General features: G+C 71.3%; 15 protein-coding genes and 1 pseudogene. 7 read left to right on the forward strand and 9 right to left on the reverse strand.

Translation table 11 applies throughout. The features are described from left to right. The first annotated feature begins 21 nt into the window (after window positions 1–21). A complete protein-coding gene (locus V1457_RS28975) occupies window positions 22–1,626 on the forward strand; it encodes a D-aminoacylase (RefSeq protein WP_338598313.1) in 1,605 nt (534 codons plus the stop codon). 16 nt (window positions 1,627–1,642) lie between these two features. Beyond that, window positions 1,643–3,025: a GntP family permease gene (locus V1457_RS28980; RefSeq protein ID WP_295151250.1), complete on the forward strand. Its 1,383-nt coding sequence runs from the start codon at window positions 1,643–1,645 to the stop codon at window positions 3,023–3,025. 132 nt (window positions 3,026–3,157) lie between these two features. On the opposite strand, the gene V1457_RS28985 is transcribed toward V1457_RS28980, so the two are convergent. The 3 genes from V1457_RS28985 to uvrA form a co-directional block, all read right to left on the reverse strand. Further along, complete coding sequence (locus V1457_RS28985; protein WP_338598316.1) at window positions 3,158–4,312, reverse strand: MFS transporter; 1,155 nt, start codon at window positions 4,310–4,312, stop codon at window positions 3,158–3,160. Between the two features lie 471 nt (window positions 4,313–4,783). Continuing rightward, the gene (locus V1457_RS28990; RefSeq protein WP_338598318.1) at window positions 4,784–5,797 is read right to left on the reverse strand and encodes a radical SAM protein; all 1,014 of its coding nucleotides are present in this window, start codon (window positions 5,795–5,797) and stop codon (window positions 4,784–4,786) included. A gap of 291 nt (window positions 5,798–6,088) precedes the next feature. Further along, on the reverse strand, window positions 6,089–8,950 hold the full coding sequence (uvrA, locus tag V1457_RS28995; protein WP_338598320.1) for an excinuclease ABC subunit UvrA: 2,862 nt from the start codon (window positions 8,948–8,950) through the stop codon (window positions 6,089–6,091). A 550-nt stretch (window positions 8,951–9,500) separates the two neighbouring features. Between uvrA and V1457_RS29000 the strand changes: the two genes are divergently transcribed. Beyond that, complete coding sequence (locus V1457_RS29000; protein ID WP_338598322.1) at window positions 9,501–10,274, forward strand: maleylpyruvate isomerase family mycothiol-dependent enzyme; 774 nt, start codon at window positions 9,501–9,503, stop codon at window positions 10,272–10,274. 35 nt (window positions 10,275–10,309) lie between these two features. Then, the gene (locus tag V1457_RS29005; protein WP_295141118.1) at window positions 10,310–10,975 is read left to right on the forward strand and encodes an MBL fold metallo-hydrolase; all 666 of its coding nucleotides are present in this window, start codon (window positions 10,310–10,312) and stop codon (window positions 10,973–10,975) included. A 284-nt stretch (window positions 10,976–11,259) separates the two neighbouring features. Here the strand turns inward: V1457_RS29005 and V1457_RS29010 are convergent, their stop codons facing one another. Beyond that, window positions 11,260–12,183 carry a metallophosphoesterase gene (locus tag V1457_RS29010; protein ID WP_338598324.1) on the reverse strand — a complete coding sequence of 308 codons (924 nt, stop codon included), beginning with the start codon at window positions 12,181–12,183 and terminating at the stop codon, window positions 11,260–11,262. 135 nt (window positions 12,184–12,318) lie between these two features. Then, window positions 12,319–13,554 carry a four-carbon acid sugar kinase family protein gene (locus V1457_RS29015; RefSeq protein ID WP_338598326.1) on the reverse strand — a complete coding sequence of 412 codons (1,236 nt, stop codon included), beginning with the start codon at window positions 13,552–13,554 and terminating at the stop codon, window positions 12,319–12,321. Between the two features lie 178 nt (window positions 13,555–13,732). Between V1457_RS29015 and V1457_RS29020 the strand changes: the two genes are divergently transcribed. The 3 genes and pseudogenes from V1457_RS29020 (at window position 13,733) to V1457_RS29030 (ending at window position 17,040) form a co-directional block, all read left to right on the forward strand. Beyond that, window positions 13,733–14,353, forward strand: a complete 621-nt coding sequence (locus tag V1457_RS29020; protein ID WP_200072083.1) for an L-threonylcarbamoyladenylate synthase — start codon at window positions 13,733–13,735, stop codon at window positions 14,351–14,353. Window positions 14,354–14,926: 573 nt separating this feature from the next. Continuing rightward, complete coding sequence (locus V1457_RS29025; protein WP_200072152.1) at window positions 14,927–15,613, forward strand: response regulator transcription factor; 687 nt, start codon at window positions 14,927–14,929, stop codon at window positions 15,611–15,613. Between the two features lie 223 nt (window positions 15,614–15,836). Beyond that, window positions 15,837–17,040 (forward strand): annotated as a pseudogene (locus V1457_RS29030) (ATP-binding protein). On the opposite strand, the gene V1457_RS29035 reads toward V1457_RS29030, so the two are convergent. The 4 genes from V1457_RS29035 to V1457_RS29050 all read right to left on the reverse strand — a co-directional run bounded on the left by V1457_RS29035 (window position 17,003) and on the right by V1457_RS29050 (window position 21,195). Next, window positions 17,003–17,806 carry an intradiol ring-cleavage dioxygenase gene (locus tag V1457_RS29035; RefSeq protein ID WP_338598332.1) on the reverse strand — a complete coding sequence of 268 codons (804 nt, stop codon included), beginning with the start codon at window positions 17,804–17,806 and terminating at the stop codon, window positions 17,003–17,005. The pseudogene V1457_RS29030 and the gene V1457_RS29035 sit on opposite strands and share 38 nt — an antisense overlap. Before the next feature lie 65 nt (window positions 17,807–17,871). Continuing rightward, window positions 17,872–18,795, reverse strand: a complete 924-nt coding sequence (locus tag V1457_RS29040; protein ID WP_338598334.1) for a helix-turn-helix domain-containing protein — start codon at window positions 18,793–18,795, stop codon at window positions 17,872–17,874. A 95-nt stretch (window positions 18,796–18,890) separates the two neighbouring features. After that, window positions 18,891–20,117: a cobalamin-independent methionine synthase II family protein gene (locus tag V1457_RS29045; protein ID WP_200072079.1), complete on the reverse strand. Its 1,227-nt coding sequence runs from the start codon at window positions 20,115–20,117 to the stop codon at window positions 18,891–18,893. Between the two features lie 238 nt (window positions 20,118–20,355). Then, window positions 20,356–21,195 (reverse strand): endonuclease, encoded by an 840-nt coding sequence (locus V1457_RS29050; RefSeq protein ID WP_338598337.1) that lies wholly within the window; start codon window positions 21,193–21,195, stop codon window positions 20,356–20,358. Window positions 21,196–21,334: the final 139 nt, after the last annotated feature.

Raw genomic sequence — 21,334 nt, forward strand, 5'->3', positions numbered from 1 at the left:
GCGCCCGATCGGAGGCCAGCCATGGCACCGGAATCCCACCCCGGCACAGTTTTCCGCGCGGCGACGGTGGTCGACGGCACCGGAGGGCCCGCGTACCGCGGTGACGTCGTCGTTTCCGGAGACCGCATCACCGCGATCGGCGAGCCCGGGACGCTCGGCGCGCGGCACGTGGTGGACGCGGACGGGCTGGTGCTCGCGCCCGGGTTCATCGACATGCACTCGCACTCGGACCTGCAGATCCTCGCCGAACCGGACCACCTGGCGAAGGTTTCGCAGGGCGTGACGCTGGAAGTGCTCGGCCAGGACGGGCTCTCCTACGCGCCGGTGGACGACGCCACGCTTGCCGCGCTGCGCACGCAGATCGCGGGCTGGAACGACGATCCGCCCGGGTTCGACTGGAATTGGCGCAGCGTGCGGGAATACCTGGACCGGCTGGACCGCGGGATCGCGGTCAACGCCGCCTACCTGGTGCCGCAGGGCACGTTGCGGATGCTGTGCGTCGGGTTCGACGATCGGGAGGCCACCGGCGACGAGCTCGCGGCGATGCGGCGGGTGCTGGCGGAATCGCTGCGCGAGGGTGCGTTCGGCATGTCGTCGGGGCTGACCTACACGCCCGGCATGTACGCACCGACCTCCGAGCTCGCGGAGCTTTGCCGGGTGGTGGCCGAGCACGGCGGGTTCTACAGCCCGCACCACCGCAGCTACGGCGCGGGCGCGCTGGCGGCCTACGAGGAGATGATCGAGGTCAGCCGCTGGTCCGGCTGCGCACTGCACTTGGCGCACGCCACGATGAACTTCGAGGTGAACCGGGACCGCGCCGCCGACCTGCTGTCCATGGTGGACGGTGCGCTGGCGGACGGGGTGGACATCACGCTGGACACCTACCCGTACCTGCCGGGCGCGACCTCGCTGCACGCGCTGCTGCCGAGCTGGGCGGCCGAAGGCGGCGTCGAATCCACTTTGGAGCGACTGCGGGATTCCGCGGCGCGGGAGCGGATCCGGCACGTGATGGAGGTGGACGGTTCGGACGGCAACCACGGCGTGCCGATCGACTGGGACAGCATCGAGATCAACGGCGTGCGCGATGCGGGCAACACCGGGCTGGTCGGGCGCAGCATCGCCGAATCCGCCCGCACGGCGGGGAAAGCTCCGGCCGAGCTGTACATGGACGTGCTCGTGGACGAACGCCTCGGCACGTCCTGCCTGATGCACGTCGGACACGAGGACAACGTGCGCACGATCATGCGCCACCACGCGCACACCGGCGGCAGCGACGGCCTGCTCGTGGGCTCGCGGCCGCATCCGCGCGCGTGGGGCACGTTCCCGCGCTACCTGGGGCACTACGTGCGGGAACTCGGCGTGCTGAGCCTGGAGGAATGCGTCGCGCACCTGACCGCGCGCGCCGCCGACCGGCTCGGCCTGCCCGACCGCGGCCGGATCCGGGAAGGCGCGGCCGCCGACCTCGTGCTGTTCGACCCCGACACCATCGCCGACACCGCGACGTTCGACGACCCGCGCCGGACCGCCGACGGCGTGCACCACGTGCTGGTCAACGGAATCCCGGTGCTGGAACACGGAAACCGCACCGAGGCGCTTCCCGGGCGCGCCCTGCGCCGCAACCCCTGAATCCGAGGAGTCCACTGTGTACAGCGTTGTGCACTGGCTGCAGCACGACACCGCCGGGCTGCTGACGTTATCCGCGGCCGCGATCGCGGCGCTGCTGACGATGATCATGCGGTTCCGGGTGGAGCCGTTCATCGCGCTGATCATCACCGGGTTGCTGCTGGCGCTGGCCGCCGGATTGCCGGTGCGCGACATCGTGGGCTCTGCGCAGAAGAGCAGCGAATCCCTGCTGGAGAACGGATTCGGCAGCATCCTCGGGCACATCACCGCGATCGTCGGGCTCGGCGCGATCCTCGGCGCGGTGCTGGAGAACTCCGGCGGCGCACAGTTGCTCACCCGCAGGCTGCTGGCGGCGTTCGGGCAGCGGCGCGCGCCGCTGGCGATGGGGCTGGCCGGGCTGGTGTTCGGCGTTCCGGTGTTCTTCGACATCGGGATCTTCGTGCTCGCGCCGCTGGTCTACGTCGCGGCCCGGCAGGGCGGGCGGTCGATCCTGCTCTACTGCCTGCCGCTGGTGGCGGGACTCTCAATGACGCACGCCTTCCTGCCGCCGCACCCCGGGCCGGTGGTTGCCGCCGGGCTGCTCGGGGTGGACATGGGCTGGCTCATCATCATGGGGCTGGCCTGCGGACTCCCCGCGTTCGTCGTGGCGGGCGTGCTGTACTCGTCGTGGATCGGCAAGCGCATCCACCTGCCGGTGCCGGAAACGGCGGGCGAACCGCCCGAGGACGCCGGCGAACCGCCGCTCGGCGTGGTGGCGCTGGTGATCGGCTTGCCGGTGCTGCTGATCCTCGGCGGCACCTTCGCAGGCATCACGCTGCCGCCCGGTGCCGCGCTGGACGCGTTGACGTTCCTGGGAAATCCGGTCGTCGCGCTGACCATCGCGGTGTTGATCGCGTTCTGGCTGCTGGGCACGCGGCGCGGCCTGGGCGGGGCGGACATCGCGGAGCTGACCGCGCGGGCGCTGCGGCCGCTGGGCATGATCCTGCTGGTCGTCGGTGCGGGCGGATTCTTCGGCGAAGTGCTCTCGGAAACCGGGGTGGGCGATGCGCTGGCCGGATCGTTGCAGGCCACCGGACTGCCGGTGATCGCATCGGCGTACTTGATCAGCTCCGGGATGCGGATCGCGCAGGGCTCGGCGACGGTCGCGATCGTGACCACCGGCGGCATCGTCGCGCCGCTGCTGGCCGGATCCGCCTACTCGCAGCCGCAGCTGGCGCTGGTCGCGGTCGCCATCGGCGCCGGGTCGATCATCGCCTCGCACGTCAACGACGGCGGGTTCTGGATCATCTCGCGGTACTTCGGCATCCCCGTCGCCGAGATGCTCAAGACCTGGACGGTGCTGGAGACGATCCTGTCGCTGAGCGCGTTCGCGGTGGCGGCCGGGCTGAGCGTGCTGGTCTGAGCGCGATAGTCGCCGATCCGCGTCGCCGCCGGACTCCACGCCGGACCGTGGTTCCCTCTCCTGTCCCGCCGACTGACGCGCACCGGCCAGGACAGCTGCGCTCATCTCGGTGGCCGTACCGCGTGCGAGCCTTCACGACTGCCGTTGAACCTGCGGCGCACCCGCGCGCGCCCGCAGCATGAGCGCGAGCACCGAGGCCGCCCCGGCCGCGAGCGCCGCGGTCAGCAGTGCCGCGCGGTGCGAACCGCCCGACCAGCCGACCAGTTGACCGGCCACGGCGGTTCCGATGCCGTTGCCGCCCCACATGCAGGTGGTCAGCCACGCGAACGCCTCGGTGCGGTGCTCGGCCGCGGCCGCGCTGCCCAGGACCAGCTGGTGCAGCGTGTCCCGCATCCCGCTGACCAGCCCGAGCAGCAGCAGGACCACGCCCGCGAGCACCGGTCCGGACGTCGCCGCCACGATCGCCAGCAGCAACGCCGAAACGGCGTGCAACGCCACCAGTCGCGGGCGGGCGGCGGTGTCGCGTTCCCGCATGCCGTAGCACAACGCGCTGAACACGGCTCCGGCCGAGAAGACGCTCAGCAGCACGCCGGAGGCTTCCGGCGCGGCGGCCGAGGTCGCCAGCGCGGACACCCCCACCAGCAAGCAGCCGAAGGCCACCATGTCCGCCGCGGCCATGCCGAGCAGCACCCGCACCCGCCCTTGCGCGAGCGGGCCGAGGAAGCCGCGAACGCCACGGGTGCGGACACGCTCGGCGGGCGCACGCAGGCCCGGCACTGCGATCAGCACGCCGAGGGCGGTGCAGACGCCGGCGACCCCGACCGCCGCGACCGGCGCTGCCAGCGCGAGCAGGCCGGAGACCACGAGCAACCCGCCCACGACCATCGTCTCGTTCAGCACCGCGTCGAGCGCGTAGGCGGTGCGCAGCTGCTCGGCGGGCAGGATCGCGGGCCAGCTCGCCCGGATCACCGGCGCGGCAGGCGGGGCGCTGCCGCCGACCCCGATCGCTGCCGCGATCAACAGCACCGGATCGGCCTGCGCGGCCAGCGCCAGCACCGTTGCCGCGCAGGCCAGGACGTGCACGACCAGCAGGGCGAGCAGCACCGCGCGCGGCCGGAAGCGGTCCACCAGCCTGCCGGAAACCGGCACGCACACCGCCAGGGCGACCGAGAACCCGGTCAGCACCAGGCCACCGATCGCGTAGCCGTGGGCGGCCGCGGCCGCCAGCAGCAGGCTCAGGTTGAGGATCGGCGGGGCGATCCGGGTCAGCGCGACCGCGGCGAACAAGCGGGGAACTCCCCGGTGTCCGAACAACGCTCGATAGGCCCGCATACGCCCCCAGATCTCTGCGCCGGCCTTCCCCGGTGGCCTGGTCCCCAGTGCTTCGTTGCCGGCCTTGTCTCGTTCCCCGGCAGTGCCTTGATCCCCGGCGATGCCCGGTTCCGGGAGGCACTTCGTCGCCGGCTGAGACCTGTTCCCGGCTGCCCCGTGCCTGCTGCCCCCGTCCCGGTCCCGCAACGGCCGGTTCCCCAGTTTCCGGTCGGCGTCCGCGGTTGTCCCATCGACAGGCCGGAGTCGTTCAAGATCACCCGCACGGGTCCGAGCGGCGCCCGCGGCAGAGCAACCGGGGCGCCGCTCGGCACGGCCCGCCTCAGCGAATGCCTTCCGGCCAGGACGGCCACGCCATGACGATCACCTCCTCCCCCGCTCGCGGGACACCGAACGCGCCGGTGCGGCGCGTTCACGCCGGATCCGCCGCTACGGCGCGAAGGCCGGGCGGCGGTCGATGCGGGCGCGGACCTGCTCGGAACCGAAGTGCCGATCGAGCGTGCGGGCGGCCTCGGCCCACTGCTGGACGGTGCGCACACCGGAGAGGACTTCGACGACGAAGGGGTCGCGGCGGCGCTGAAGCGCGCGCTGCCAGAGCACGTCGCCCGGTTCCGACAGCAGCGTGCCGACGGTGCCCTCGTAAACGGGCATCGCCCGCACCGCACCGTCGGGTTCGACCTGGACCACGGGCAGCTCATCCGGTGCGTCCGGTCCCATCCGCAGCTCGAGGTTGTCGGTGCAGCCGACCTGCACCGAATCGGGCGCCAGCGACTGCAGGCGGCGCGGCAGTTCGGCACCGCCGAGCGCGGACATCTGCCCTTCGCTCAGCAATTCGTGCTCGCCGAATCCGGTGCGACTGGCCAGCCCGGCGGGGACCACCGCGCCGAATTCGAGCGCGCTCAACCGCGGGAATCGCGGCGCGATTTCCGTGCAATACCGCTCCAGCTGGTCGAAATTGCTCCGCAGCACGACGCCGTCGACGCCCATTTCGGCGCGCGCGCCCGATTCGATGGCGCTATCGAGCATGGAAAGCGCGGACATCGCCGCGGCGAACGAGCCCGGTCTGCCCCGGATGCGGTCGTGCACCTCCGCAGTCGCTCCGTCGAGGCTGACCACCACGGTGTCGCAGACGCGCAGGAGTTCGCCGACCATCTCGGCCCGCAACGACCACCCGCCGGTGAACAACGCGACCTGCACACCCGCGGAGCGCAACCGCGCTGCCACCTCGAAAATGCCGTTGACCAGCAACGGTTCGCCGCCGGCCAGCGCGACGGACTCCGGACCGAGTTCGATGATCGCGTCGGTGACGCGCAGCAGCCCCTCCCGGCCGAGCCGCCGCGACGGCCTCCTGCCCGACTCCGAGTAGCAGTGCACGCACCGCAGCGGGCAAGCGTAGGTGACGTCCCAAATCACTTTCTGCGGACCGGCCGCCGAGCCGCTCATCATTCCCTCCGAACCATTCCGCAACGCGCCGAATCAGCGCGCAAGCCGAACCGGCGGAAAACCGTGCAGACCTGTCAGACACAGAGAATACGAGCGGGAAAACCGCGCAACAATACGCTGAACGAATGAGGAGAACGGCGACGAAATACAGCGCAATGCAAATGCAACAATAATCCTGAATCATGCACAGCAGGATGCATCACTGCAGGCCGGGTGAACGCCGCATTCCGGTGCGGTCGGGCAAGAACCCGCGCCCCGGCCCGCGGTGTCCCCGCGAGCCGGGACCGCGGCTCAGCTCTCCGCGAGCATCGGCGCCAGGAAGCGGCCCGTGTAGCTGCCGTCCACCTCGGCGACCTGCTCCGGGGTGCCCTCGGCGACCAGCTCGCCGCCACCGGAACCGCCCTCCGGGCCGAGGTCGAGCAGCCAGTCGGAAGTCTTGATGACGTCCAGGTTGTGCTCGATCACGATCACCGTGTTGCCCTTGTCGACCAGCCCGTTGATCACGCCGAGCAGTTTGCGGATGTCCTCGAAGTGCAGCCCGGTGGTCGGCTCGTCGAGCACGTAGACGGTCTGGCCGGTGGAACGCTTCTGCAGCTCGCTGGCCAGCTTCACCCGCTGCGCCTCGCCGCCGGACAGCGTCGGCGCCGGCTGGCCCAGCCGCACGTAGCCCAGCCCGACGTCCACCAGGGTCTTGAGGTGCCGGTGGATCGCCTTGATCGGCTCGAAGAACTCCGCGGCCTCCTCGATGGGCATGTCCAGCACCTCGGCGATGGTCTTCCCCTTGTAGTGCACCTCGAGGGTCTCGCGGTTGTACCGCGCACCGCCGCACACCTCGCACGGCACGTACACGTCCGGCAGGAAGTTCATCTCGATGCGCAGCGTGCCGTCGCCCGCGCACGCCTCGCACCGGCCGCCCTTGATGTTGAACGAGAACCGGCCCGGCTGGTAGCCGCGGACCTTCGCCTCGGTGGTGGCCGCGAACAGCTTGCGGATGTGGTCGAACACGCCGGTGTAGGTCGCCGGGTTCGACCGCGGGGTGCGCCCGATCGGCGACTGGTCCACCTGCACCAGCTTGTCCACGTGCTCCAAGCCCTTGATCCGGGTGTGCCTGCCCGGGACCTGGCGCGCGCCGTTGAGCTTGTTCGCCAGGCTCGACGCCAGGATGTCGTTGACCAAGGTGGACTTGCCCGAGCCGGACACGCCGGTCACCGAGATCATGCAGCCCAGGGGAAACGACACATCGATCTTGCCGAGGTTGTGCTCGCGGGCACCGACCACGGTCAACTGCCGCTTCGGGTTGCGCTCCCGGCGGCTCTGCGGCAACGGGATCCGCTTGCGGCGGGCGAGGTAATCGCCGGTCAGCGACTCCTCGTTGTCCAGCAGCTGCTTGTACGGGCCGGAGTGCACGACGTGGCCGCCGTGCTCACCGGCGCCCGGCCCGATGTCGACCACCCAGTCCGCGCTGCGCACGGTGTCCTCGTCGTGCTCGACGACGATGAGGGTGTTGCCCAGGTCGCGCAGTCGGCTCAGCGTCTCCAGCAGCCGGTGGTTGTCCCGCTGGTGCAGCCCGATCGACGGTTCGTCCAGCACGTAGAGGACGCCGACCAGGCCGGACCCGATCTGCGTGGCCAGCCGGATGCGCTGCGCCTCACCGCCGGACAGCGTCCCGGCCGCGCGGTCCAGCGACAGGTAGTCCAGGCCCACGTCCAGCAGGAACCCCAGCCGGGCCTGCACCTCCTTGAGCACCCGGCCGGCGATCATCTCCTCCCGGTGGCCCAGCACCAGGCCGTTCAGGAAATCCGCGCAGTCCTGCACGCTCAGCGCGCTGACCTGCGCGATCGAGAGCTCGCCGCGATCGGCGCCCTGCATGGTCACCGCGAGGATCTCGGGCTTGAGCCGGGTTCCCTCGCAGGCCGGGCAGGGCACGTCCCGCATGTAGCCCTCGTACTTCTCGCGGGCGTAGTCGGACTCGGTCTGCTCCAGCCGCCGCTCCAGGAACGGGATCACGCCCTCGTAGGAGGCGTAGTAGGAGCGCTGCCGCCCGTAGCGGTTCCGGTAGCGCACGTGCACCTGATCGCTGGTGCCGTGCAGGACCGCCTTCTTCACCTTCGTCGGCAACCGCTTCCACGGCGTGTCCATCCGGAAACCGACCGACTCGGACAGCGAGGTCAGCAGCCGGGTGAAGTACTCGGCGGTGTGCCCACCGGCCCACGGCGCGATGGCGCCATCGCCCAGCGGCAGGTCCTCGTCCGGCACGACGAGCTCGGGATCGACCTCCTTGCGGATGCCGAGCCCGGCGCATTCCGCGCAGGCGCCGTAGGGCGAGTTGAACGAGAACGAGCGCGGTTCCAGCTCGTCCACGCCCAGCGCGTGCCCGTTCGGGCAGGCCAGGTGCTCGGAGAAGCGGCGCTCGCGGTTCGGGTCGCCCTCTTCGACGTCGACGAACTCCAGCACCACCAGCCCGTCGGCCAGCCGCAGCGCGGTCTCGATCGAATCGGTGAGCCGCTGCTTGGCGTTCGCCTTCACCGTCAGCCGGTCCACGACCACGGCGATGTCGTGCTTCTCCTGCTTCTTCAGCTTCGGCGGCGACTCCAGCTGGTGCACCTCGCCGTCCACCCGGGCGCGCGCGTAGCCCTGCGACTGCAGCTGCTCGAACAGGTCGACGTACTCGCCCTTGCGGCCGCGGATCACCGGGGCGAGCACCTGGAAGCGGGTGCGCTCCGGCATCTCCAGCACCTGGTCGACGATCTGCTGCGGGGTCTGCTTGCTGATCGGCTCACCGCAGGTCGGGCAGTGCGGGTTGCCCGCGCGGGCGTAGAGCAGCCGCAGGTAGTCGTGCACCTCGGTGATGGTGCCCACCGTGGAGCGCGGATTGCGGCTGGTCGACTTCTGGTCGATCGACACCGCGGGCGAGAGGCCTTCGATGAAGTCCACGTCGGGCTTGTCCATCTGCCCCAGGAACTGCCGCGCGTACGCCGAGAGCGACTCCACGTAGCGCCGCTGGCCCTCCGCGAAGATGGTGTCGAATGCGAGGCTGGACTTGCCGGAGCCGGACAGCCCGGTGAACACGATGAGGCTGTCGCGCGGCAGGTCGAGGTCGATCCCGCGCAGGTTGTGCTCACGGGCGCCGCGGACGACGAGGCGGTCGGCCACTGTGATCCCTTCGGAGGTTCTCGCCGGTTCGGTGCAGGCACGCCCGGACACCGCGCCTGCGGGCGGTACCGGTCACCGGTGGGACTCGGAGTGCTTCCCCAGCCGAATGGTCCCACCGGGGGCCGTGCCGGTTCCGCGACCCCGCCGGTGCCCGGAGGCCGCGCTCGCGGACCGCCGGTACCGGCCCGGTGTCCCGGGTTGACGGCAGCCGGGCCGAACCCGGACATCTCGGGCCGGACATCCGGTTTCGGAACATCCCGGCCGGGCCGGTCGCGGTGCGTCCCGGTGACGCTCGGACGTCGCCGCGCCATGCTAAGCCGAGGCACCGACAATTCCTGGAATCCCGGACTCGTCCCTCGTCACACGGCTCTCGCACGCACAACGCGGGCGGCCGCGGCGGGCATTCCCGGCCCGGCGGCGCCTGCCCCGCCCGCCGCGACGATACGCAAATTCCCCCGGAATGGGCACTGTCGGCCCGGCCACGTCTGCCCCTACCCTCGGACACCCCTCGTGGGTCCGGAAATTCGCTGCACAAGTCAAGGAATTGCCGATGGCTGACACCGTCCTCGGCGCCGGCGGCGCGCACGCGCCCACCGGAGCCCCGCAGCCGACCGAACAGGTCACCGCCGCACTGTCCGCGATCGAACGCAGCACGCAGCACCTGCTGGCGACGGCCGAGGCACTCGACGACGCCAGCGTTCGCGCGCCGAGCCTGCTGCCCGGCTGGCGGCGCTCGCACGTGCTGACCCACCTCGCCCGCAACGCCGACGGCCTGGTGAACCTGCTGACCTGGGCGAAGACCGGCGCGGAGCACCCGATGTACCCGAGCGCCGCGGACCGGGCCGCGGACATCGAGGAAGGCTCGGTGCGCCCGCACCGGCTGCTGGTGGAGGACCTGGCCGCCGCGCACGGCCGGTTCGCGCACGCGGTTCGCACGCTGCCCGCGTCGGCATGGGAAGCGGAGGTCGATGCCGGCGGCGAGCCGATGCCCGCGCGTCACGTGCTGCGCAAGCGCCTGCTGGAGCTGTGGGTGCACTCGGTCGACCTGGACTGCGGCCTCGGGTTCGACGAGATCCCCGGCGCGGACGCCGAACAGCTGCTGGAAGACGTGGTGCAGCGGTTCGGCGGCCGCTCGGACGTGCCCGCGGTGACGGTCGTGGCGGACTTCGCCGACGGGCGCACCCGCTCCTGGGAACTGCGCGGCACGACCTCGGTGCCCGCCCAGGTGCGCGGCACTCCCGGCGCGCTGCTGGGCTGGCTGCTCGGCCGGGAACGCGGCGAGCAGCTGGAAGGCGAAGTGCCCGACCTGCCGACGTGGCTGTGAGCCGCACCTCGCGCAATACCGATAGGGTTCGCGGCGTGGAGTACACCGGACACGTGGAACCCGGCGGAGCGCCCGCCAAGCGGGTGCTGGACGCGCTGACCGTCACGAAGCTGTCGGTCGGCCCGATGGACAACAACGCCTACCTGCTGACCTGCCGCCGCACCGGCGACGCGCTGCTGATCGACGCGGCGAACGACTCGGAACGGCTCGCGGACCTGCTCGGCCACGACGACGACCGGCCGCGGCTGCGCACCATCGTCACCACCCACCAGCATCCCGATCACTGGCAGGCGCTGGGACCGGTCGCGGGCCAGACCGGCTGCTACACCGTGGCGCACCCGAAGGACGCGGCGGAGCTGCCGGTGCCGCCGGACCGGCTGGTCGAGCACGGCGAGACGGTGCAGGTCGGCGAGTCCGCGCTGGAGGTCATCCACCTGCGCGGGCACACCCCCGGCTCGATCGCGCTGCTCTACCGCGACCCGGCCGGGCATCCGCACCTGTTCACCGGGGACTCGCTGTTCCCCGGCGGGGTGGGCAAGACGAACTCGCCGGAGGACTTCCGGTCGTTGCTGGACGACGTCGAGAACCGGGTGTTCGCGGAGCTGCCGGACGACACGTGGTTCTACCCCGGGCACGGCGACGACTCGACGCTCGGCGAGCAGCGGCCGCAGCTCGCGCAGTGGCGCGAACGGGGCTGGTGAGCCGCACACTTCCGCAACGGGGTCGTCCGCATCGGCGGGCGGCCCCGTTTTCGTCGTGCGAGCCCGTCTCGCACGTCAGCAGCGGCCGCGCAGCGCGTGCGACGACGCATGTGACTGAGCAGACCGCGCAGCGGCACTGACACCCGAGTTGAAGTTAGCCTACCCTTACTTTCATGAAGATCTGGTGAGAACACCCGCGAACAGCAACGACGACGTCCTGCCGAGACCAGCCCGGGGTGCGCGAACGGCGCACCCCGGGCCGAGGCGGGCTCACCGGTACGGGTTCACAGCGACAGGTCGACGGTGAAGTCGTCGCCCTGGTCGAAGTAGTTCGAGTCGTCCAGCGACGGCGAGTAGGTGTCGACGATCATCTTGTTCGCGTCCACGTCGAACTGCAGCAGCCGCAGGTAGCCCAGGCCGCCCTCGTCGGCGCTCTGGTAGTCGGCCAGGATCTCGGAGACCTTGCGGCCGCCGCCGAGGTCCTTCTCGTTGTGCGCGACGCCGTGGTTGTGCCCGCACAGCACGGCCTTGACGTTGTCGTGCGGCTTGACGATCCGGTCGAAGATCTCCTGGCCCTGCTGGTCGTAGGAGCCGTCGGTGTTCAGGTAGGCGTGCACGTTGACGATCGCGGGCACGTCCGGGTGCTCGGCGAGCACGCGCTGCGCCCAGGCGAAGTCCTCCTCCTGCATGTCCCAGGTCAGGTACAGCATCATGACCTGCTTGCCGCCGACGTCGACCAGGTCGAAGTGCTGGCGGTTGTCCTCGCGCTGCTCGCCGTAGACCGGGGAGTCCGCGAAGCGCTCCTGCCCGAAGTAGTTCTCGTAGTTCTCGCCGCCGCGGTCGTGATTGCCCTCCACGACGCCGTAGGGCAGCCCGGCCTCGTCCAGCTTCTGCATGCTGGCGTCGGCGTTCTTCCACTGGTTCTCGAGCAGGGCGCTGTCGACGATGTCGCCGGTGTGCGCGGCGTAGCCGATCTTGCGGGCCGCGGCGTTCTCGGCGAGCCAGCGGGTTTGGTTGTCGAAGTGCTCGGGGTGGCTCGCGGAGTAGTACTGCGTGTCCGGCAGCCAGGCGATCGCGGAGTCATAGGTGCTCGGGTCGGGCAGTTCGTTGGCCTTGGTCCCCGCGAAGGCGGTGGGCGCCGCCAGCGCGGCCACGGCGCCGAGCGTGGTCGCGGTGAGGGCGATGGGCAGACGGCGGTGCGGTTTCACGGCGGCTCCTGGATCTCGGCATCGGGCGGCCTCATCGTTGCGCCGGTACGTGTAGATCGTCCGAAACACGGACTTCGGGGCAGTGAACCACGGTTGAACACGAAATATGTTCGCGTTTTTCCCGGAGCCGACGCCTCAGAGCGCGCGAACCGCCTCCAGGACCTCGACCAGAGTCGTCGGGGAACCGACGTTGCCGGGGACGACGGCGTAGGGCAGCCCGTCCGGAGCGAGGTCGTAGATCGAAACACCCGGCAGCACCTGGCCGCGCACCACCGCCGAATCGGCGCCGAGACCGCTGGTGGCGACCTCGGCGGAGGTGATGCCGCCCTTGGCGACCACCACCGAGACCGCACCGGCCAGCCGCCGCACGGCCGTGGTCAGGCCCGTCATGACCTGCCTGCCGTGGTCGAGCGTGCCGTGACCCGCCGCGCGCACCCGCTCACTGCTCAGCACCGCGACACCGCCTCCGAGCTGCTGCCGCAGCGGGCCGACCACCTCGTCGGCCGCCCGTTCCGGATCGTCGATCGCGGTTTCGGTGCTGAGCACGACAGGTTCGCCGGTCCGCCCGGCGAGCTCGGCGAGCTGGGCCGTGGCCGCCTCGGTGTGCGAGCCGCACACCACCAGCACCGGCCCGGCCGGGCGCTGGATCGGGGTGGTGAGCAGACCTGGGCTGACCGCGTCGGCGCAGCGCGCCGCCAGCGGTGCTCCGCAGCGCACGACCACCGCGCGTCCGGCCTGCTCGGCTTCGCGCAGCCCGGTGTGGATGAGGTCGACGTCCTGCTCGGTCACCGCGTCCGGAACGACGACCGAACCCGCCGGAGCTTCCAGCAGCGCGCGGGCCACTCCCCCGGACTCGCGCACCTGCTCCAGGTCCACGGGCACGCCGACGCGGTCGCCCTTCTCCGCGACGTAGTCGGCCAGCGCGGAGCTGCGGTAGCCGAACACCGGGTCGCGGGCGAACTCCGTCTCCCCCGCCGGAAGTTCACGGTCGCCGAGGCGCACGTAGTGGACTCCCCCGCGCGTCGTGCGCCCGCCCGCGGGGAACGCGGGCACGAACAGCAGCACGCCGTCCGGTGTGGCGAACACGTCGCTTTCCGCGAAAACGTGCCCGCGCAGCGTGGAATCGCCGCGGAGCACGAAACGCACCGGAGCGCCTGCGGTCTCCTGCACGGTGCGGCGGATGTGCTCGACCAGCTCGACGGCCTCCGGCTCGGGCAACGCGCGGCTGTTCGTCTGCACGTAGACCGAACGGTTGCCGCGGACGGCTTCGGCGATGTGGCTGCGGTCGGTGCGCAGCAACACCGCGACGCCGGAGGCCGATTGGGTGCCGGTGGGGTCGTCGTCCAGGACGACGGTCTTGAGCTCGCTCATCGCATTCCTCTCCGCCGGACTCCGGCCACTTCACTTGCGCCGCGGCGCGCTCGCCCGCCGGATCCCACGTGATCGCATACCGCCGCTGAACCGGACGTCAAGACCGGATCCCGGGGGCAGCAGCGACGTCCTTGTGGGCAGCAGCGGAGGTGCTTCCGCGCGGGATTAGGGTCGACGGGTGGCCAGGTACTACGACGTGCACCCGGACAACCCGCAACCCCGCTCGATCGGCAAGGTCGCCGACGTCGTGCGCGGCGACGGGGTGATCGCCTACCCCACCGACTCGTGCTTCGCGCTCGGCTGCGGGCTGGACAACAAGAGCGGGGTGGATCGCATCCGGTCCATCCGGAAGCTCGACGAGCGGCACCACTTCACGCTGGTGTGCCGGAACTTCGCGCAGCTCGGCCAGTTCGTGATCGTGGACAACGCGGTGTTCCGCGCGATCAAGGCGTGCACGCCGGGCGGTTACACGTTCATCCTGCCCGCCACCAAAGAAGTGCCGCGCAGGCTGATGCATCCGAAGCGCAAGACCGTCGGGATCCGCATCCCGGACCACGTCACGGCGCAGGCGCTGCTGGCCGAGCTCGGCGGGCCGCTGCTGTCGAGCACGCTGCTGCTGCCGGACGAGGAAGAACCGCTCACCCAGGGCTGGGAGATCAAGGACCGGCTGGACCACGTCGTGGACGCGGTGGTCGACTCCGGCGATTGCGGCACCGAGCCGACCACCGTCATCGATTTCTCCAGCGGTGAACCGGAAATCGTGCGGCGCGGCTCGGGGGACACCGCGCGGTTCGAGTGAGCCGCGCGCGGGCGCCGGGAGGCCGCCGACCTCCCGGCGTCCGCCGTGCAGTGCCGAAGCGCCTCAGCGAACGGGCGGGGCCGGGCTCGGCGGCACACCCGGCCCGGGGTCAGGAGCCGGAGCCGGCGCCGGCGGCACACCCGGTCCGGGATCAGGAGCCGGGGCCGGTGGCACGCCAGTTCCAGGAGCAGGAACCGGAGCCGGCTGTGCGGGCACGGCCACGACGGAGCCCGGGTCAGGAGCCGGGCCCGGCTTCGCGGGCACGACCACGAAGGACCCCGCAGCAGGGACCGGTTCCGTCACGGGTGACGGAGCAGCGGCCTCCGGGGCATTCGGGATCGGCCGCGGCGCCGCCTGTTCGGCCGAAGCGATGCCGAGACCGCCGATGCCGAAGGCGGCACCCGCCGTCACCAGCACCGCAGCGCGGGTCACTCGCTTGCTGGGCATGATCGAACTCCTTGTCGTCGGTTGTCGCGGCCGTTCCGCGACACCGAAGACGTTGCCCGGCGGGCGCTGAAGCGGACCTGGACGAACCTGAAGACCGCTTCAGGAACCGGTGTCATGCTGATCCACATGCGGGTGCTCGTGGTGGAGGACGAACAACGGGTCGCGGAGGCGCTGCGGACCGGGCTGAACGCCGAAGGTTGGGCGGTCGACGTGCTCGGCGACGGGCACGAGGCGCTGTGGCAGGCCGAGCACACCGATTACGCGGCGATCCTGCTGGACATCATGCTGCCCGGGCTCAACGGATATCGGGTGTGCGCGCGATTGCGGGCGGCGCAGAACTGGACGCCGATCATCATGCTGACCGCCAAGGACGGCGAGTACGACGAGGCCGACGCGCTCGACGCGGGCGCCGACGACTACGTCACGAAACCGTTCTCGTACGTGGTCCTGCTCGCGCGGCTGCGCACCGCCGTGCGGCGCCGCGCGGTCGCGCGACCGCCGCTGCTGCACGCGGGCGATCTGGTGCTCGACCCGGCGCAGCGGACCTGCTCCCGCGCGGGCCAGGACATCACGCTCACCGGCAAGGAATTCGCCGTGCTGGAGCTGCTGGCCCGCAGCAAGGGTCAGGTGGTGTCCAAGCAGCAGCTGCTCGACGGCGGCTGGGACTTCGCAGCCGAACCCGACGCCAACCTCGTCGAGGTGCACGTCAGCTCGCTGCGCCGCAAGATCGACGCGCCGTTCGGCCGCCGCAGCATCCGAACCGTGCGCGGCTACGGCTACCAGCTCGTCCCGGAAGGCACCGCGGATGAGTGAGCGGCCGCGGCGGTTGTCCGTGCGCACCCGCACGACGCTGACGGCCACCGCCATCGTCGCGCTGGCCACGGTCGGCATCGGGCTGCTGCTGGTCGGGTACCTGCAGTCCCGGCTCACCAGCGATCTGGAAGCCACGGTGCACGAACAGCTCTCCGAAGCGACCGAGGCGGTCCGGCGCGGCGCTGCGCTGCCGGACGGCGGGAACGAGATCTCGGTCCGGCTGATGCGGCCGGAGGACCGCTCGGCCGCTGTGCCACCGGCGGGACCGAGCCCGTCGGAGCGACCTCCGCTCGCCGAGTCCAACGTGGCGCCGCAACCCGCTGCACCCAACGAGACGAGTGCTGCGCCGCAACCCGCTCCGTCCGCCGAACCGGTCGCGGCACCGGCGAGGCAGGTCGCGGCCACGACGACCGTCGTCGGCCCTGGCGGCACCGCGACCCTGGTCGCCAGCGCCTCCACCCGTTCCGTGCAGCAAGCAACGGCGGCAGCGACCGCGGCGCTGCTGCTCGCCTCGCCGGTACTGCTGGCCATCGTCGCCGCGCTCACCTGGTTCAGCACCGGCCGGGCATTGCGGCCCGTGGAGGAGATCCGGGACGAGTTCGCCCGGCTGTCCGCGCACGACCTGCGCGGGCGGATGCCCGTACCGGCCGGGCGGGACGAAGTGGCGCGCCTGGCGGGCACCCTCAACGAGACGCTGGACCGGCTGGACCACTCCGTGCGGCGGCAGCGGCAATTCGTCGCCGACGCCTCGCACGAACTGCGCAGCCCGCTCGCCGCGCTGCGCACACCGCTGGAGGTGGCCTGCGCGCACCCGGACCGGGTGGAGTGGCCGGACATCGCCGCGGGCACGCTCGAAGACCTCGGGAGGCTGGAGCAGCTCACCGGCGATCTGCTGGCGCTCGCGCGCCTGGACGGGACGCCGGCGACCGGCGGAACCGCGATCGACCTCGGCGAACTGGTGCGGGACGTGCTGCAACGCCGGGCACCGGGTGACATCGAGTGGGACACCGCCCTCGAAAGCGGAGTCGTCATCGACGGCCACCGCAGCCACCTGGTGCGGCTGATCACCAACCTCGCCGACAACGCCGAGCGGCACGCGGCGCGAAGCGCGCGGATCAGCGTGCGCGCCGAAGACGGGCACGCTCGCCTGAACGTCGCCGACGACGGACCCGGCGTCCCTGCCGAGTCGCGCGAGTACGTCTTCGAGCGCGCGGCTGGACAGCGCACGCGGCCGCGGCGAAGGCGGCGCGGGGCTCGGCCTCGCGCTCGCCCGGGAGATCGCCGCACTGCACCAAGGAACTCTGGGCATCACCGATTCCGGCCGAGGCGCGAACTTCGCGGCGCGGTTCCCGCTCGCCGAGGATCGCGCTGACGCGGCTGATCCCGCGCTCAGCGCGGCGGCGAGAAGGTCGCCGGTGGCGGAGTGACCGCAGGGTTCACGCCGAGGGTGATCGAGGCCGTGTGGCCCGCGCCGACGTCCTGGCCCGCCGGTTCGACCGCGAGCGTGCTCTGCGGTCCGCCTTCCTGCTGGAACAGGAAGTCGGTCTCGTTGGTGACGCGCTGCAGCGGACGATCGGCGTATCCGGGTGTCCGCTCGATGCGGGTGTTGAGGTCTTCCGGGAAGTAGAGCTGGCCGGTGTGCACCCGTTTGCCGCCCGCGTGGACCATCACGTGGATGTGGATCGCGCGGCCGAAGTACCAGCCCGGGTGGATGGTGCGGAACTGCACGTTCCCGTCCCGGTCGCTGATCTGGGTGCCGCGCAGGAACGTCGACGGGTCGGTCGGGTCGACGTGCGGGTCCGGCATCGGCGCCGCGTTCGGGTCCAGGTCCAGGTGGCCCGAGTAGTAGCCGCGCGCGTCGCAGTGCCAGATGTCCACGGCGGCGCCCTGCAACGCGGTGCAAGCCGCCCCGTCGACGATGCGCAGGCGAAGCGCGACCGGGATTCCGCCGCGATCTTCCACGATGTCGGAGCGGACCAGGTCGCGGTCGATGTAGTACGGGCCTTCGATGGCCTCCGGGGCCAGCACGCAGGCAGGTGCGGGCACGTCCGCGGCGGCGCCCGCGGGCTGGGCCTGGTTCGGCGCGCACGCGGCGCCGAGACCGCCCGCTGCGCCGAGACCGAGGGCGGTCAGCACGAAGCGGCGGGTGGGGTGGGCAGGTCGTTGCTCCGGAGTCGTTCGGTGCTCGTCCATGAACGCCGAACCTAGGTCGGGCCGAGCGCGTCGATCCGCGCCTGGACCAGAAGTTCCGGCCGCTTTCACGGGTGGAACCAGGTCAGCTCCATGGACCGCTGGGCACTGCACTTGCGCACCGCGCGGGCCAGCACCGACAGCGGCGTGTCCCCCGGAGCGCGGCAGCCCGGCGGCAGTGCGGTGAAGTGGCGCTCCACCAGTTGCAGCCAGAACTCCTTCGTCGGCGGGAAGTGGACGTGCAACGAAGCGTGCCGCTCCTGCCAGCGGCGGATCGCCTCCAGGCGGCGCGTCGGGCTCCCGTGGCAGATCAGGTGCACCTCGTGGTCGCCGAACAACCGCGGTTCCAGGTTCCGCAGGAACCCGCGGAGATCGCCCAGCGCGGTGCAGCGCTGCGACAAGGTGGCGGCGAGCTGTTTGCGCAGCACCGCGTCGTAGTTGCGCGCGGCCGGGGAGCCGGTCCCGCGCGCGTCCTCCGGGCCGTCCGCGCCGCGCACCGCCAGCACCATGATCGACTCGGGTGGTGCCACGTACAGCGCCGACCACGGCGTGGCTCGATCCGGATCACCGCCGCTTTCGCCGGGCAAGATGCGCAGGCGCCGCCAGATGCGCGTCACCGACGAGGCCGAGATGCCGGTGCGGGCGGCCATGTCCCGCTTGGTCCAGCGCCGCCCGTTCGGCGGCGGCTCGGTGAACGTGGCCTGCTGCACCAGCCGCACCTGCTGCTCGGTGATCGACCGGGGAGCACCCGACCGCGGCCGGTCCCGCAGCGCGGGCAGCCGCCCCTCCAGGAAACGGCCGCGCCACCGGCCGACGACCCGCGCGGACACGCCGAGCTGGCGGGCCACCACCGCGTTCGCCGGCCCCTGCGCGCAAGCCAGCACGATGCGGCAGCGCAGCGCGATGGCCGGTGACGTGGACGGCAGTTGCAGCCAGCGCAGCAGCGCGGCCCGTTCCGGCTTGCTCAGCACCAGCGGAGGCGGCGAACTCATCGGATCAAGACTATGCGTCCGGCCCGGAAAGTCGATGCGCCAGCGGGCGGTCGAGAGCACGACCGCCCGCCGCACGGTTCACCGCCCGCCGAGGATCACGGCCACAGCCGCCGCGTCGCCAGCTCGGCACCGGCCGCCAGCGACTCCAGCTTCGCCCACGCGATCTGCGGGTGCACCCGCCCGCCGAGGCCGCAGTCGGTGGAGGCGAGCACGTTCTCCCTGCCGACGCACTCGGCGAACCGCACGATCCGGTCGGCGACCAGCTCGGGATGCTCGACGACGTTGGTGGCGTGGCTGACCACGCCGGGCAGGATCAGCTTGCCCTCGGGCAGCGGGACGTCGCGCCACACCTTCCACTCGTGCTCGTGGCGCACGTTGCCCGCCTCGAACGAGTAAGCGCGCACGTCGATGGCCAGCAGCACCTCGATCAGCTCGGCCAGCGGCAGGTCGGTGGTGTGCGGGCCGTGCCAGCTGCCCCAGCACAGGTGGAAGCGGATGCGGTCCTTCGGCAGATCGCGCAGCGCGTAGTTGAGCGCTTCCACGCGCTGCATGGTGAACGCGCGGTAGTCCGCCACCGGCGGCTCCGGGTTGATCTGGTCCCAGTTCTCCGCGATCGCCGGGTCGTCGATCTGCAGGATCAGGCCCGCGTCCAGGATCGCCTTGTACTCCTCGCGCATCGCGTCCGCGCAGGCGTAGAGCCATTCCTCGTCGTCGCGGTAGTACTCGTTGCCGATGCGCGAACAGCTGCCCGGGCCGATCGAGGTCATGAAGCCTTCGTCGACGCCGGCCGCGCCGAGCGCGCGCTTGAACCCGGCGATGTCCGAGTTGATCGCGTCGTGGCCGGTGTAGTGCAACGGTCCAGTGCACACCGGGAAGGTGAGGGGTTTGCGCCCGGTGTCGACGCCGGATTCCGGGTCGCCGTAGGCCTCGGCGAAGCGCTCCCGGTCGCGGCGGTTGCCGAAGCTGGTCAGCCGGATGCCGGCCGCGCCGGAGCGGTTGGTGTCGATGTCGGACAGCGACGCCTTGCCGAGCTCGAGCCCGCCGAGGCGCTGGAACGAGTACGACCACCAGGCTCCGTAGTCCACCTGCTGGCTGGTGGCCTTGCCGAACTCGCCGTCGCCGACGAGTCCGATCCCGATGTCGCGCTGCCTGGCGACCAGCGACGTCAGTTCGTCGTCGAGTTTCGCCCGGTAATGCGCCGTCCGCTCACCGCCTGCGGCCGGGGCCGCGTCGGCGCCCGCGGCGTTGAGCGCGATCAACTCGTCCGGGCGCGGCAGGCTGCCCGCCTGCGTGGCCACGATGCCTTCGCTGCTGGATCGCATGACACGGTCCTCCCTCGTCGAAACGGCCGGTACGCAGTTTTTTCAGCAGCGACGCCGAACGGCAAACACCCAGCCCACGACGTGCGCGCGGGATGACGAGGGAAGTCGTCGCGGGGGCGGTACGCCGCCGGACTTCGGGGCCGGGCCACAAATCCCGTGCAGCCGGAGCCCGGCGGCCGCATCCGGCACGGCGACGAGCAACGCACCACCGGGCGAACCCGGTGGTGCGTGCCGGTGATCAGCGCCAGATCTCGCCCGCCCACTCGGGGTGGTCGACGAACGGGTTCCGGTTGTGCTGGAACTGGTCGAAGATGACCTGGTTGCGGTTGCGCTCGAAGTCGTCCGGCGGGTCCTGCGCGTTCCACTGCAGCAGCACCGACTGCCTGCCCATCAGCGGCGCTTCGCCGTTGTCGACGTTGTCGTTGAGCTCCAGGTCCGGTGCGCCGTCCTCGCCTTCGTAGCGCACCGCCATGTACATGATCATCCGGGCGACGTCGCCCTTGACCGCGTCCCGCGGCTCGTAGGAGTCGTCGTCGGTGAAGTTGCCGGGCGCCTCGCCGACCTCGCTGCCGCCCATGTCGAAGTCCTTGTTGCCGCGCTCGGAGTTCACCGACACGTCGGTGGGCCGCAAGTGGTGCACATCCGTACCCGGGCCGACGTCGGTGCCGAAGTCACCGTGCGACTTGGCCCAGGTGTGCTCGCGGTTCCACTGGTCGGCGTCGCCGCCGTTGGTGTCCTTGCCCTGGGAGCGGCCGGTGTAGAGCAGGACGACGTTGTCCGGGTTCGCCGGGTCCTGGTCGGTGACCTTCAGCGCGTCCCACACCTGGTCGTAGGTGAGCTGGTCGTTGGTGCTGATGATGTCGTTGAGCGCGACCTTGAGCTCTTCGCCGGTCTTGCCCAGCGCCGGCTGGTAGTAGGAGTCGTCGTAGGCGGTCACCGGAGCCGGTTGCGCTGCCGGACCCGGTTGCGCTGCAGAGGCCGGTTGCGCTGCAGGAGCCGCCGCGGCGGGCAGGGGCAGCGCGAGCGCGAGCGGCAGCGCCCCGGCCAGCGCGGCGCGTTTCCAACGGGTGTTCAGCACGGTGCGTTCCTCTCCCCAGAACGGCCGCACCGACCGGGATCGCCGGCCGTGCGGCACGGTGGACTCAGGACAAGGCGAAAGTTTTTCAGGAGAAGGCGAACCGGCGCGTGAATCGGGCGGACCAATCAGATGTACGCGT

Origin of the sequence: Saccharopolyspora sp. SCSIO 74807 (assembly GCF_037023755.1) — a bacterium.
Lineage (GTDB): Bacteria > Actinomycetota > Actinomycetes > Mycobacteriales > Pseudonocardiaceae > Saccharopolyspora_C > Saccharopolyspora_C galaxeae.